We start from the raw sequence: 14533 nt of genomic DNA on the forward strand, positions 1-14533 counted from the left end.
GTTGAGATAGATGAGCAGCTTCCCCTGGTTGACCACGCTGGGCGCCGTCCCGCTGGTCGGTTCGGCCGTGGTGGCGGCGCTGCCGAAGGAGAAGGGCGATCTGGCCAAGAAGACCGCCCTGGCCTTCAGCACGGCCACCCTCGGCGTCGCCGTCGCGATGGCCACGCAGTTCAAGAAGGGCGGGGACCGGTTCCAGTTCACCGAGACCCACGCCTGGATCAAGGCCTTCCACATCAACTACGGCCTCGGGGTCGACGGCATCGCCCTGGTGCTGATCCTGATGGCCGCGGTGCTGATGCCGGTGGTGCTGCTGGCGGCCTGGAACGACGCCGACGAGGCGCAGGCCGCGGGCAAGCGCTCGGTCCGGGCCTACTTCTCGCTGTTCCTGCTGCTGGAGACCATGATGATCGGGGTCTTCGCGGCCACCGATCTGTTCCTGTTCTACGTGTTCTTCGAAGCCATGCTGATCCCGATGTACTTCCTCATCGGGGCCTTCGGCGGGCCGCAACGGTCCTACGCCGCGGTGAAGTTCCTGCTGTACTCGCTGTTCGGCGGCCTGTTCATGCTGGCCGCGCTGATCGGCCTGTACGTGGCTTCCGGCAACCACCTGAGCTCGGCGACGTTCGACTTCACCACGCTGGCCAACGCGGTCGCCTCCGGCCAGCTGGGGATCAGCCCCGGCCTGGCCAAGGCGCTGTTCCTCGGGTTCTTCGTGGCCTTCGCCGTGAAGGCGCCGCTGTTCCCGTTCCACACCTGGCTGCCGGACGCCGCCGCCGAGGCCACACCCGGCTCGGCGGTGCTGCTGGTCGGCGTGCTGGACAAGGTCGGCACCTTCGGGATGCTGCGCTACTGCCTGGAGCTGTTCCCGGGGGCGTCGAAGTTCTTCACGCCGCTGGTGATCGGGATGGCGATCGTCGGCACCCTGTACGGCGCGCTGCTGGCCATCGGCCAGACCGACATCAAGCGCCTGATCGCCTACACCTCGATCTCGCACTTCGGCCTGATCACGCTGGGCGTCTTCGCGATGACCTCGCGCGGGCAGAGCGGCGCCTCGCTTTACATGGTGAACCACGGGCTGTCCACCGGCGCGCTGTTCCTGGTCGCCGGCTTCCTGATCTCCCGCCGCGGCTCGCAGCTGATCGACGACTACGGCGGCGTGAACAAGGTGGCGCCCAAGCTGGCCGGCGTGTTCCTGATCGCCGGGCTGTCCTCGCTGGCGCTGCCGGGCCTGTCCTCCTTCGTCTCGGAGTTCCTGGTCCTGGTCGGCACCTTCGAGCGCTACAAGGCGGTCTCGATCGTGGCCACCACCGCGATCATCCTGGCCGCGCTCTACGTGCTCTGGCTCTACCAGCGGACCATGACCGGCCCGCTGAAGGCCGGGCTGGAGAAGATGACGGACCTGCGGCCGCGTGAGGTGGTGGCCGTGGCTCCGCTGATCGCGCTGATCATCGGCCTGGGCTTCTACCCCAAGCCGGTGCTCGACGTCGTGAACCCCTCCGTCAACACCACTCTGTCGCACGTCCACGAGCAGGACCCGCCTCCGGCCGTGAACGTGATGCAGATTCAGCCGAAGGCGGACCAGAAGTGAGCGTTCTGACTCTCCTCGCGGCGCCGGGCGACCCGGCGGTGCCCGGCGGCCTCACCGGCGCCGCGGCGAACACCTTCACCGCTCCGCACGTCGAGTACCGCGCGCTGATGCCGATGCTCGTGGTGTTCGGCGCGGCCACCGCCGGGATCCTGGTCGAGGCGTTCCTGCCGCGCACCCGGCGGTACTGGGCCCAGGTCGGGATCTCGCTGGCCGGGGTGCTGGTGGCCCTGGGCTTCGTGATCGCCAACCACGGCATGGCCGCGACCACCGCGTCCGACGCGGTGTCGGTGGACGGCGTGACGCTGTTCCTGCAGGGCACCATCCTGGCGCTGGCGCTGCTGGCGATCCTCCTGGTCGCCGAGCGCGGCACCGCCACGGCCGACCTCGACGCCTTCGCCGCCCAGGGCGCCTCCGCCCCGGGCTCCGGCGGCGAGCGCGCGGCCGAGGCGGCCGGGCTGCGGTCCACCGAGGTGTTCCCGCTGATGCTGTTCTCGATCGGCGGCATGCTGCTGTTCCCGGCCGCGAACGACCTGCTGACCTCCTTCGTGGCGCTGGAGGTGCTGTCGCTGCCGCTGTACCTGCTGTGCGGGCTGGCGCGCCGGCGCCGCCTGCTGTCGCAGGAGGCGGCGATGAAGTACTTCCTGCTCGGGGCGTTCTCGTCGGCGTTCTTCCTGTACGGTGTCGCGCTGCTGTACGGCTACTCCGGTTCGGTGCGGCTGTCCACGGCGATGACCGCGGTGCCGCAGGGCGCCACCCCGCCGCCGTCGATCGCCACCGCGATCGCCGCCGGCACCCACTCCGACGTCCTGCTGCTGGTCGGCATCGCGCTGCTGGCGGTCGGGCTGCTGTTCAAGGTGGGCGCGGTGCCGTTCCACTCCTGGACGCCGGACGTGTACCAGGGGGCGCCGACCCCGATCACCGGGTTCATGGCCGCGGCCACCAAGGTGGCCGCGTTCGGCGCGCTGCTGCGCATCGCCTACGTGGCGCTGCCGGGCATGCGCTGGGACTGGCGGCCGGTGCTGTGGGGCGTGGCGATCCTGACCATGCTGGCCGGCGCGGTCCTGGCGATCACCCAGCGGGACATCAAGCGGATGCTGGCGTACTCGGCGATCCTCAACGCCGGCTACATCCTGCTCGGTGTGATCTCCATGACGTCCAAGGGCGTCAGCTCGACGCTGTTCTACCTGGCCGCCTACGGCTTCGCGACGATCGGCGCCTTCGCGGTGGTCACGTTGGTGCGCGAAGGCGTGCCCGGCCGGACCGGCGAGGACGGCGAGGCGGTGCCGGGCTCGGTCGGCGGCGAGGCCACCGACCTGTCGGCCTGGGCCGGGCTCGGGAAGCGGTCGCCGCTGCTGGCGGCCTGCTTCACGGTGTTCCTGCTGGCCTTCGCCGGCATCCCGCTGACGTCCGGCTTCACCGGGAAGTTCGCGCTGTTCACGGCGGCCGTCGACGGCGGCGCCTGGCCGCTGGTGATCGTCGGCGTGATCGCCTCGGCGGCGGCGGCGTTCTTCTACGTCCGCGTCATCGTGCTGATGTACTTCAGCGAGCCGCTCCGGGAGGAGGGCGTCGGGCCGGTGGTCGTCATGCCGTCCCCGATGACGACCATCGCCCTCGGCCTGACCGTGGCCGCCACCATCGTCCTCGGCGTGGTGCCGCAGATGGCGCTGGACCTCGCGGACAAGGCGGCGTACTTCGTGCAGTGACGCCGCCTCGGTGCGACCGACCGCGTCCCGGGCCGTTTTTCGGCGGCCCGGGACGCTTTTTCGGTTTTTCGGGAGAACGCGGGGCCCGCTCGGACGTTGACCGGGCGGGGTGCCTCAATGGCGAAAGTACCGCCGGATAACCTAGGGACGAACATGTGAAGCACCTGTGACCGAACTAGCGCGACCCGAACGCCCACCGCAAGCCCGCAACCGCCACCGCCCCGACCTGGAAGGCCGCCGCAGTGAGTACTCCCGGCACGCTGACCCCCGCCCCCCACGACTCGCTGGGTATGGGTCCGCTCGGCATCGCCGTGCAGGACGAGGCCCTGGCCGTGGCCGTCAAGGACGGGCTGCACCGGGTGGAGGACCTGCTGCTGGCTTCGACCAGCAGTGAGTACCCCTACATCAGCGAGATCACGTCCCACCTGGCCCAGGCCGGCGGCAAGCGGTTCCGGCCCCTCCTGGTCCTGCTCGCCGCGCAGTTCGGCGACGCGGCGGCGCCCGGCATCGTCGAGTCGGCCGTCGTCGTGGAGCTGACCCACCTGGCCACGCTCTACCACGACGACGTGATGGACGAGGCCTCGCTGCGCCGCGGCGTCGCCTCGGCGAACCAGCGCTGGGACAACTCGCTGGCCATCCTGTCCGGCGACTTCCTGTTCGCGCGCGCCTCCACCCTGCTGTCCCGGCTCGGCCCGGAGGCCGTCCGGATCCAGGCCGAGACCTTCGAACGTCTGGTCAGCGGCCAGATCTCGGAGTCCGTCGGCCCGGCGAGCGGCCAGCACCCGGTGACCCACCACCTGGAGGTCCTGGCCGGCAAGACCGGGTCGCTGATCGCCACCTCCCTCCGCTTCGGCGCGCTGTTCGCCGGCTGCGGTCCGAAGGACGTGGAGATCCTGGCCGAGTTCGGCGAGCTGATCGGCGTGGCCTTCCAGCTCTCCGACGACCTCCTGGACATCGCCTCGGAGTCCGAGCAGTCCGGCAAGACCCCCGGCACCGACCTCCGCGAGGGCGTCCACACCCTGCCGATGCTGATCGCCCTGGCGAAGGACGGCACCGCCGATCCGGCCACCGCCCGCCTGCAGGAGCTGCTCCGCACCGACCTGGCCGACGACGACGCGGCCTTCGACGAGGCGCTGGCCCTGCTGCGGGCCCACCCCGGCATGGAGGAGGCCCGCGACGTGGTGCGCGGCTACGCCGAGAAGGCCAAGACGGTCCTGGAGCCGCTCGCGGACCACCCGGCGAAGGAAGCGCTGCGGGCGCTGTGCGACGTGGTGATCTCGCGGACCACGTAAGCCCGCCGGAACGCTGAGGGCGCGCCGACGACTCGGGTCGTCGGCGCGCCCTCCTCATGGGCGCGGCGTGGAGATATCCCCTCGATCTCCCGGCGCGCCCGGCTTCGGCCGGAGGCGGATCCGCTTCAGTCCAGTCCGTCCACGAACTCGCTGACCAGCGTGTCGAACACCGCCGGATGCTCCAGGTTCGGATAGTGGGCGGCGTCGGCGACGACCGCCTTGCGCCCGCCGGGGACGCCGTCTGCGAGCCGTTCGGCGTTCGCGCGGTGGTCGGGCGAGTCGGCGCCGCCGATCACGGCCAGGACCGGGAGCGCCAGCTTGGCGGCGCGGGCCCAGGTGTCCTCGGGGTGGCGGGACCAGTCCGGCTCGTCGGCGGTGTGCTTCATCAGGGTCTTGGCCGTCATCTCGGCGATCAGCGCCGGGATCGCGGGGTCGAGGTCGGTGGCGGACCGGTCGGGCCCGATGGTGAAGTTGTTCCAGAGCTTCAGCGCCCCGGGCAGGTCGCCGCCGAGCAGGGCGGCCCAGAACGCGGCGAGGTTCTCGTGGGTCCAGCCGTCGGTGAACTCCGGCTCGCTGGTCCCGGCGCCGCTGACCACCACGGCGCGGACCAGCTCGGGGTGTTCCAGCGCCGTGTCGGTGGCGGTGCCGGCGCCCATCGAGACGCCCACCAGCACCGCCGGTCCGGCGTCCAGATGGCGCAGCAGGGCCGCGACGTCGTCGGTGTGGCGGAACGGGGCGGCGGCGTTGGTGCTGTCGCCGTGGCCGCGGGCGTCGGGGGCGACGACCCGGTAGCGGGCCGGCAGTGTGGCCAGCTGCGGGGTCCACATCCGGTGGTCCAGCAGGCCGCCGTGCAGCAGCACCACCAAGGGGCCGTTGCCTTCGTCGCGATAGGTGAGGTGGCCGTCTTCGAGGGGGACCCGATGCAGTGTGCTCATGACACCTAAGGTGCCATTTCTGCGGCGAGTTGGCAACCGGGGTGTCATAATGAGGCGTGGCCGACGAACCCCTGCCCCCCGACGAGCTCGCCGTGCGGCTCGCCGACGTGTACCTGTTGGTCGGCCCGCTCTACCGCAGGGTGCTGCGCAAGGTGGAGCAGGGTGAGGAGGTCGAGGGGATCGGCGCCGGGGTGCGCGCGGTGCTGGACCTGCTGCGGCTGAACGGACCGATGACGGTGCCGCAGATGGGCCGGGCCCAGGCCCTCAGCCGGCAGTTCGTGCAGCGCATGGTGAACGAGGCCGCCGAGCGGGGCTTCGCCGAGGCGGTGCCGAACCCGGCGCACCGGCGGTCCTCGCTGATCCGTCTCACGGACTCCGGCCGGACGGTGATCGAGGCGGTGATCGCCCGCGAGCACGCCCTGCTCGGACAGATCGGCGGCGGTCTGACTCAGGCGGACGTCGACGCCTGCGTCAAGGTGCTCTCCGGGATGCTCGACGCGCTGGTGGACATCGACGTGGACTGAGGCCGGGGCAGGGCCCGCCGGGCGCCCCGCAGGGCGTCCACCGTCAGCAGCGCCAACGCCGCCCACACGATCAGGAACCCGGCCAGCCGCGCCGCCGGCACCGGCTCGTGCTGCACCGTGACCCCGATGACGAACTGCAGGATCGGCGCCAGGAACTGCAACAGCCCCACCATCGACAGCGGCAGCCGGTTCGCGGACGCGGCGAAGCAGATCAGCGGCACCACCGTGACCGGTCCGGCGAGCATCAGCAACGCGGTGTTGCCCGCGCCGTGGTGCCCGTAGTCCAGCGTCCCCCGGCTCTGCAGGAAGAACAGGTAGCCGACGGCGGGAATGAACTGCAGCGCGGTCTCGACGGCCATCGACTCCGCGGCCGGTACCGCGGCGAGCTTCTTGAGCAGTCCGTACGTCCCGAAGCTGGCGGCCAGCACCAGCGCGATCCACGGGAGCTTGCCGTACCCGACCGCCAGCACCAGCACCGCGACGGCCCCGATGCCGACGGCGACCCACTGCACGCGGCGCAGCCGCTCCCGGAGCAGGAGCACGCCGAACAGCACGGTCACCAGCGGGTTGATGAAGTACCCGAACGCGGTGTCGACGGTGTGGCCGTGGTTGACCGACCAGATGTAGACGAACCAGTTGACCGATATGACGGCGGCGGCGCCGGCCAGCAGCACCAGCCTGCGCGGCGTCCGGAGCAGCTCGCGGACCCAGCCCCACCGCGTCGTCCCGGCGGGCACGCGCCGCAGCGCGAGCAGGGCCACGACGGCCAGCAGCGACCACGCCATGCGGTGCGCGAGGATCTCCCCGGCCTCCGCGGGCTTGAGCAGCGGCCAGTAGAGGGGGAACAGGCCCCAGGCGCCGTACGCCGCGATACCGAAACCCACCCCGAGACGCCGCTCGGCGGCGCTCCCGCCTTCTCCCATGAGACGAGGATAGGGGCGGGGGCGGATTCTGTCATAACCGTCTCAGCAAAGTGACCCTTACACTTCCGCGGGTCCCCGCCGGCTCCTACTCCTCCTCGTCCTGCCCCTCTCGCGGCAGCAGCTTGTAGGTCGGGTTCGCCATCGCCAGGTGCCCCTCCATCTCGCCGACCATGCCCTCGACGCGCATCCTGGCGCCGGGTTCGATGCCGGGGATGGAGCGGCGGCCGTAGAAGACCAGGCTGATGCCGCCGGAGGCGTCGTAGAGCTCGGCCTCGAGCGCCGGGGAGCCCTTCACCGGGCTCACCGACACCGAGCGCACGCGGCCCTCGACCGCCGCGCGCTCGCGCCAGCGGACCGAGTTGATCGGGCGGACCTCGACCGGGGCGCCGGTGTGGGCGTCGGGCACGGTGGCGCACTCGGCGTCCAGCAGCATCTTGCGCGTGCTGCGCGGCTTGGCGGCGAACTCGTCGCCCTCCTTGGGCTTGACCGCGCGGCCCTGTTCGGCGGCCTCCAGCTCCTCGATGGCCTCGACCACGTCGAACGGGACGATGGTGGCGACCACGTGCGGCAGCGTGGACAGGACCTCGGCCAGGCGGTCGGCGGTGCGGTCGTGGAGGAGCCGGCCGGCGACGGGGGAGTACGTGCGGCGCGGGAGCAGCACCGTCACCTCGTAGCCCTCGGCGGCCTCGCGGGCGGCGAGCTCCATCGAGGCGCGGCGGATGCGGCGGTCCGGGACCTCGATGATCTCCAGGGGGATGTCGGCGGCCTGGGAGGCGTCCCACCACTTGCGCAGTTGTTCGGCGTAGACGTTGTCGACCATCAGGTGGACCGCGCGGATCTCGGTCGGGCGCAGGGAGCGGGCGTAGCGGAGGGTCTTGATCACCGCCAGGTCGACGGAGTCGACCAGGACCAGGATCGAGGTCTGGGTGCGGGTCGGCAGGGAGGCCGAGGCCGGGGTGTTGGCCAGGGCGTCGGCCTCGCGGCGGTAGCGCCGGTTGAGCTGGATCAGGCCCCAGACCGCCGGCGGGAAGACCACGACCACCAGCCAGGCGCCCTCGGTGAACTTGGTGACCGCGAAGATCAGGACGACGGCCAGCGAGCACACCGCCGCCGAACCGTTCACGAACAGCTTCCAGGTGCGTTTCGGCTCGTCGCGGACCCAGTGGTACTTGAACAGGCCGGCGGCCGCCATGACGAAGCCGGTGAACACGCCGATCGCGTAGAGGGAGACCAGTTTGGTCAGGTTCCCGCCCATGGCGACGATCAGCACCAGGGACAGGATGGTCAGCATGATGATGCCGTTGGAGAACGCCAGGCGGTGGCCGCGGGTGCGCAGCTGGCGCGGCAGGAAGGAGTCCTCGGCGACGTAGGAGACCAGGAAGGGGAAGCCGCTGAACGAGGTGTTGCCGCCGGTGTAGAGGATCAGTGCGGTGGCGATCTGGACCAGGGTGATCATCACGCTGCCGACCGCGTTCTTGCCCCACACCAGGTGCGTGATCTGAGCCAGGACCGTGGGTGCGCCCTCGGAGTAGGGGTACGTCTTCATCTGCCACGCCAGGATCGAGATGCCCAGCACCAGGGAGCCGAGGATGATCGACATGGCGGTCAGGGTGACGCGGGCGTTACGGCCGGCCGGCTTCTTGAACACCGAGATGCCGTTGGAGACGGCCTCCAGGCCGGTCAGGGACGAGCCGCCGTTCGCGAAGCCGCGCAGCAGGGCCAGCACGGCGCCGGCGGTCAGGACCCAGCTGGTGTGGTCGCCGGAGCTGATGACGCCGCCGTAGCTCGTGTCGTTCGCGTTGGTGGCCTGGCTCAGGTTGCCGGTGGCCAGCTGGCCGAGGCCCAGGAGCAGGGTCATGCCGACCAGCAGGATGTAGACGTAGGCCGGGGAGGCGAACAGCTTGCCCGCCTCCTTGACGCCGCGCAGGTTGCCGTAGCAGAGCAGCAGGACCACCGCGACCGTGATCCACAGTTTCTCGCTGGTGATGTCCACGGAGAAGGTGATCGCCAGGTAGGAGGCGATGGCGTCGGTGCCGGCCGAGATCTGCACGGCGACCGTGACGATGTAGTCGATCATCAGCGCGACCGCGGCGATCTGCGCGATCCTCGGCCCGAAGTTGTCGCGGGCCACCACGTACGAACCGCCGGCCTTGGTGTACACCGAGACCACGTCCCGGTAGCACAGCGTCAGCAGGATCAGCATGCCGAGGATCACGCCGGTGATGGGCATGACCAGCATGAAGCCCAGGGCGCCGAAGTAGGGGATGAGCTGGGTCAGCATCTGCTCGGAGCCGTACGCCGACGACGAGATCATGTCGATGCCCATGATCCCGAGCGCGGTCGGGTTGGAGAGCTTCTCGCCGTGCAGCTCGTCGTTGACCAGCGGCTTGCCCAGGATCCGCTTCTTCACGCGGTAGCCGAGGGACTCCGGCAGGTTGACGTCCGCCGCCAGGGCGCCCGGGGCCGCGACCGCCTCCGTGCTCGCACGTCGGGGTCGGGCCGTCCTGGTGGTGCTCATCGTGATGTGCCTCATCTCGGCGGGTCCAAAGGGCCAACATGGTCCCTATGCCCATGCCGAGTGTCTGTCCTATCACTCCTGAGATCGGACGATCCAACTCGAAGCGTTTGCATTTCGTTTGCATGAGGGCGAACGCCCCTGCCCGCGGTGCGGGAGGGGCGTTCGCGATCATGAGCGTGGCGTGGGCGACCTGGGCGGTCTCACCGCGGTCGAACTCCCGGCGGCCATAGGGCCGACCGGGGGGTGTAGCGCACCTCTCAGGCGATCGTCCAGGTGTCGGACCCGGTCAGCAGATCGGCCAGCTTGCCCGAGCCCAGCCGGCGCGCGGCGTCGTCGAGCTGCTCGGTCATCAGCCGGTCGTAGGTCGGCCGCCGGACCGAGCGGAACACACCGATCGGGGTCGGCGACAGGGTGGCCGGGTCCGGCAGCCGGGACAGCGCGAAGGCCAGGTCCGGCTCGCCGGCGTGGGCGTCGTGCACCAGCACGTTCTCGATCCCGGCCTCGGCCAGCGGCACCACCCGCAGCGTCGCGTCCGGCATCCGGACCACGCCGAAGCGCTCGTCCTCGGACCCGAACACGATCGGCTCGCCGTGCTCCAGCCGGATCAGGTGCCGGTCCCGGACCGCGTTGTCCTTCAGGTGTTCGAACGCGCCGTCGTTGAAGATGTTGCAGTTCTGGTAGATCTCGATCAGCGCGGTGCCCTCGTGCTCGGCCGCGGCCTGCAGCACCGAGGTCAGGTGCTTGCGGTCGGAGTCGATGGTGCGGGCCACGAACGTCGCCTCGGCGCCCAGCGCCAGCGACACCGGGTTGAACGGCGCGTCCAGCGAGCCGTAGGGCGTGGACTTGGTGATCTTGCCCTGCTCGCTGGTCGGCGAGTACTGGCCCTTGGTCAGCCCGTAGATCCGGTTGTTGAACAGCAGGATCTTCAGGTTGACGTTGCGGCGCAGCGCGTGGATCAGGTGGTTGCCGCCGATGGACAGCGCGTCGCCGTCGCCGGTGACCACCCAGACCGACAGGTCGGGCCGGGACGCGGCCAGGCCGGTGGCGATCGCCGGGGCGCGGCCGTGGATCGAGTGCATCCCGTAGGTGTTCATGTAGTACGGGAAGCGCGAGGAGCAGCCGATCCCGGACACGAAGACGATGTCCTCGCGCTTGATCCCCAGGGACGGCATGAACCCCTGGACCGCCGCCAGGATCGCGTAGTCCCCGCAGCCGGGGCACCAGCGGACCTCCTGGTCGGTCTTGAAGTCCTTCGTTGTGAGCTTCAGCAGTTCCGGCATGTTCAGACCCCCACCCCTTCAACCGCGTCGGTCCCGATCAGATCAGTGATCACTCCGGCCAGCTCGGCCGCCTTGAAGGGCAGGCCGCGCACCTGGTTGTAGCCCACCGCGTCCACGAGGTAGCGGGCGCGGACGAGCATCGAGAGCTGGCCGAGGTTCATCTCGGGCACGAGCACTCTGTCGTACTCCTTCAGTATGCGCCCGAGATTGGCCGGGAACGGGTTCAGATGACGCAGATGCGCGTGGGCGACCGGATTCCCGTCACGGCGCACGCGCCGGCAGGCCGCCTGGATCGGGCCGTAGGTCGATCCCCAGCCGAGCACCAGCACCTTCGCCTCGCCCGACGGGTCGTCGACCTCGAGGTCCGGGACGTCGATGCCGGCGACCTTGGCCGCGCGGGTGCGGACCATCAGGTCGTGGTTCGCGGGGTCGTAGGAGATGTTGCCGGTGCCGTCCTGCTTCTCGATGCCGCCGATGCGGTGTTCGAGACCCGGGGTGCCGGGGACGGCCCACGGCCGGGCCAGCGTCTCGGGGTCGCGCAGGAACGGCCAGAACGCCTCGGTGCCGTCCTCCAGGACCTTGTTCGGGCCGGCGGCGAAGTTCGGGGCGATCACCGGCAGGTCGGCGACGTCCGGGATCCGCCACGGCTCCGAGCCGTTGGCCAGGTAGCCGTCGGAGAGCAGGAACACCGGGGTGCGGTAGGTGACGGCGATCCGCGCCGCCTCCAGCGCGGCGTCGAAGCAGTCGGCCGGCGAGCGCGGCGCCACGATCGGCACCGGGGCCTCGCCGTTGCGGCCGAACATGGCCAGGAACAGGTCGGACTGCTCGGTCTTGGTCGGCAGCCCGGTGCTCGGCCCGCCGCGCTGGATGTCGCAGATCACCAGCGGCAGCTCCAGGCTCACCGCCAGGCCGATGGTCTCGCCCTTCAGGGCGATGCCCGGGCCGGAGGTGGTGGTGACGCCGAGCGCGCCGCCGAAGCTGGCGCCCAGCGCCGCGCCGATGCCGGCGATCTCGTCCTCGGCCTGGAAGGTCCGCACGCCGTGGTTCTTGTGCTTGCTCAGCTCGTGCAGGATGTCCGAGGCCGGGGTGATCGGGTAGGCGCCGAGGAACATCGGCAGGCCGCTCTGGTGGCTGGCCGCGATCAGGCCGTAAGCCAGCGCCAGGTTGCCGTGGATGTTGCGGTAGGTACCCTTCTCCATCGGGGCCGGGGCGATCTCGTAGGAGACGACGAAGTCCTCGGTCGTCTCCCCGTAGTTCCAGCCCGCCCGGAACGCCGCGACGTTCGCGGCCGCGATCTCGGGCTTCTTGGCGAACTTCTTCTCCAGGAACGCCACGGTCGCCTCGGTCGGCCGGTGGTAGAGCCAGGACAGCAGGCCGAGCGAATACATGTTCTTGGCGCGCTCGGCGTCCTTGCGGGAGATGTCGTACCCCTCCAGCACCTTCACCGTCTGCGTGGTCAGCGCGACCTTGTGGACCTTGTAGCCGTCCAGCGAGCCGTCCTCCAGCGGGTCGGCGGCGTAGCCGACCTTGGACAGCGCCCGCGGGGTGAACTCGTCGGTGTTCACGATGACCGTCCCGCCGCGCGGGACGTCCTTCAGGTTCGCCTTCAGCGCCGCCGGGTTCATCGCCACCAGCACGTCCGGCGCGTCGCCGGGGGTGAGGATGTCGTGGTCGGCGAAGTGCAGCTGGAACGCCGACACGCCGGGCAGGGTCCCGGCCGGCGCCCGGATCTCCGCGGGGAAGTCGGGCAGCGTCGACAGGTCGTTGCCGAACGCCGCGGTCTCCGAGGTGAACCGGTCACCGGTGAGCTGCATCCCGTCGCCGGAGTCGCCGGCGAAGCGGATGATCACCCGATCGACCTTCTCAACCTGCTTGGTCATAGGGAACCCGCCCTGCTTGTGAGGTGTTCTGTTGCCCGTCCCTACAGCTTTCTCGCTTCGTCCGCTGCGCGGTCTCCACGAGCCATGCGGTGGGGCCCTTACAACTCTACGGCGGGTAAGTTTCTCCCGGCCGTCGTGGGAATGCTCGGATGTCTTACAGCTCGGAATCCTGGTGAGGGAGCTGTAAAGAAAGGTGGGTCGCAGATGACGACCCACCCCTGGTCCGCTAGCTCCCGCCGGCTGTTCCGCCGGGCTATGGTCGGCCGAGCGCCCGGTAGGTCCACCCGGCGGCCCGCCACTTGGCGGCGTCCAGAGCGTTCCGGCTGTCGATCACCCGCGTGTCGCTCACGTGCCGGGCGACCACGGCCGGGTCCAGGTCCTGGAACTCCTGCCACTCGGTCAGGTGCAGGATCACGTCGGCCTGGTGCGCCGCCTGCAGCGCCGAGTCGGCGTAGGTCAGGGTCGGGAACATCTTGCGCGCGTTGTCCGTGGCCTTCGGGTCGTAGACCGTGACCTGCGCGCCCTGCAGGTGTATCGACGCCGCGACGTTCAGCGCGGGGGAGTCCCGGATGTCGTCGGAGTTCGGCTTGAACGCCGCGCCCCAGACCGCCACCCGCTTGCCCAGCAGCGAGCCGTCGCACTGCTCGCGGGCCAGGTCCACGGTCCGGGCCCGGCGCCGCATGTTGATGGCGTCGACCTCCTTCAGGAAGGCCAGGGCCTGGTCCACGCCGAGCTCGCCGGCCCGGGCCATGAACGCCCGGATGTCCTTGGGCAGGCACCCGCCGCCGAAGCCGAGGCCCGGCACCAGGTACCGGCCGCCGATCCGGGGGTCGTAGGACAGTGCCTGGGCCAGCTGCATGACGTCGGCTCCGGACGCCTCGCACACCTCGGCCATGGCGTTGATGAAGGAGATCTTGACCGCGAGGAAGGAGTTGGCCGAGACCTTCACCAGCTCGGCGGTCGGGAAGTCGGTGACCACCAGCGGGACGTCGGCCTCCAGCAGCTGGGCGTAGACCCGGCGCAGGTCCTGTTCGGCCTGTTCGGAGCGGACCCCGATCACCAGCCGGTCCGGGCGCAGCGTGTCCTGGATCGCGAAGCCCTCGCGCAGGAACTCGGGGTTCCAGGCCACCTCGGCGTTCGGCGCCAGCTCGGCGACCCGGTCGGCGATCCGGCTCGCGGTCCCCACCGGCACCGTGGACTTGCCGACCAGCAGCGAGCGGCCCTGGCCGGCCACCGCGCGGGCCAGACTGTCGAACGCGTCGTCGACCTGGCTGATGTCGGCCGCGTACTCGCCCTTCTTCTGCGGTGTGCCCACGGAGACGAAGTGCACCGCGCCCTCGCCGGCCCAGGCGGCCAGCGCCTCGACGTCGGTGGTGAAGGACAGCCGGCCGGCCGCCAGCTGCTTCTTGAGCAGCTCCTCCAGGCCGGGCTCGTAGAGCGGGACGCGGCCGGCCGACAGCGCGGCGACCTTCTCCACGTCGACGTCCAGGCCCATCACCTCGAAGCCGAGCTCGGCCATGCACGCGGCGTGGGTGACACCGAGGTAGCCGGTGCCGATCACCGAGATCCGCACGTGCGCCTCCGATCTAGCGGGATGTCCTTTGAATCACCCCAGCCTAGACGCAGGGTTGCCGGGAACACTCACCTGAAAGGACGAGTTGTGTCGCTCCAGGGCGATCGTGCCCGATCATCCGCCCGAATCCGGTGCCGAGAGTGAGCGCCTGACTCCGATCCGCTGTTGCGATCATGTGTTTTCCTGCTGGGATCCGTGGTGCGCAGTGTGCGGGAAGGCCTCTTGTGAAGCGCTTCAGCGGCACTGGCGACCTGCGCGGGGCACACCGCCGATTCAGGGTTCTGACAGGCGATCCGGCCCCGTGGACGACTAAGGCG

At 70.3% G+C, this 14533-nt stretch carries 10 protein-coding genes; 4 read left to right on the forward strand and 6 right to left on the reverse strand.

Annotated elements, in window-relative coordinates; translation table 11 throughout:
* Positions 1-10 precede the first annotated feature (10 nt).
* From ABD466_RS15960 to ABD466_RS15970, 3 genes are all read left to right on the forward strand, one after another.
* Complete coding sequence (locus ABD466_RS15960; protein WP_344657829.1) at positions 11-1588, forward strand: NADH-quinone oxidoreductase subunit M; 1578 nt, start codon at positions 11-13, stop codon at positions 1586-1588.
* Entirely contained in the window at positions 1585-3291 is a 1707-nt protein-coding gene (gene nuoN, locus ABD466_RS15965; RefSeq protein ID WP_425558660.1) for an NADH-quinone oxidoreductase subunit NuoN, read from the forward strand. The genes ABD466_RS15960 and nuoN overlap by 4 nt, the downstream gene beginning before the upstream one ends.
* A 290-nt stretch (positions 3292-3581) precedes the next feature.
* Positions 3582-4583, forward strand: a complete 1002-nt coding sequence (locus tag ABD466_RS15970; protein ID WP_344657912.1) for a polyprenyl synthetase family protein — start codon at positions 3582-3584, stop codon at positions 4581-4583.
* Between the two features lie 125 nt (positions 4584-4708).
* Here the strand turns inward: ABD466_RS15970 and ABD466_RS15975 are convergent, their stop codons facing one another.
* Positions 4709-5518, reverse strand: a complete 810-nt coding sequence (locus ABD466_RS15975; RefSeq protein WP_344657830.1) for an alpha/beta fold hydrolase — start codon at positions 5516-5518, stop codon at positions 4709-4711.
* Between the two features lie 56 nt (positions 5519-5574).
* Between ABD466_RS15975 and ABD466_RS15980 the strand changes: the two genes are divergently transcribed.
* A complete protein-coding gene (locus ABD466_RS15980) occupies positions 5575-6042 on the forward strand; it encodes a MarR family winged helix-turn-helix transcriptional regulator (RefSeq protein WP_344657831.1) in 468 nt (155 codons plus the stop codon).
* Here the strand turns inward: ABD466_RS15980 and rarD are convergent.
* The 5 genes from rarD to ABD466_RS16005 all read right to left on the reverse strand — a co-directional run bounded on the left by rarD (position 5967) and on the right by ABD466_RS16005 (position 14216).
* Positions 5967-6965, reverse strand: coding sequence for an EamA family transporter RarD (gene rarD, locus ABD466_RS15985; RefSeq protein ID WP_344657832.1), 999 nt, complete (start codon positions 6963-6965; stop codon positions 5967-5969). The two genes, ABD466_RS15980 and rarD, sit on opposite strands and share 76 nt — an antisense overlap.
* An 85-nt stretch (positions 6966-7050) precedes the next feature.
* The gene (locus ABD466_RS15990; RefSeq protein WP_344657833.1) at positions 7051-9483 is read right to left on the reverse strand and encodes an amino acid permease; all 2433 of its coding nucleotides are present in this window, start codon (positions 9481-9483) and stop codon (positions 7051-7053) included.
* A gap of 257 nt (positions 9484-9740) precedes the next feature.
* Positions 9741-10763 (reverse strand): 2-oxoacid:ferredoxin oxidoreductase subunit beta, encoded by a 1023-nt coding sequence (locus tag ABD466_RS15995; protein WP_344657834.1) that lies wholly within the window; start codon positions 10761-10763, stop codon positions 9741-9743.
* A 2-nt stretch (positions 10764-10765) separates the two neighbouring features.
* Positions 10766-12643 carry a 2-oxoacid:acceptor oxidoreductase subunit alpha gene (locus ABD466_RS16000; protein WP_344657835.1) on the reverse strand — a complete coding sequence of 626 codons (1878 nt, stop codon included), beginning with the start codon at positions 12641-12643 and terminating at the stop codon, positions 10766-10768.
* A gap of 253 nt (positions 12644-12896) precedes the next feature.
* On the reverse strand, positions 12897-14216 hold the full coding sequence (locus ABD466_RS16005) for a UDP-glucose dehydrogenase family protein (protein ID WP_344657836.1): 1320 nt from the start codon (positions 14214-14216) through the stop codon (positions 12897-12899).
* Positions 14217-14533: the final 317 nt, after the last annotated feature.

Source organism: Catenulispora subtropica (assembly GCF_039531675.1).
Lineage (GTDB): Bacteria > Actinomycetota > Actinomycetes > Streptomycetales > Catenulisporaceae > Catenulispora > Catenulispora subtropica.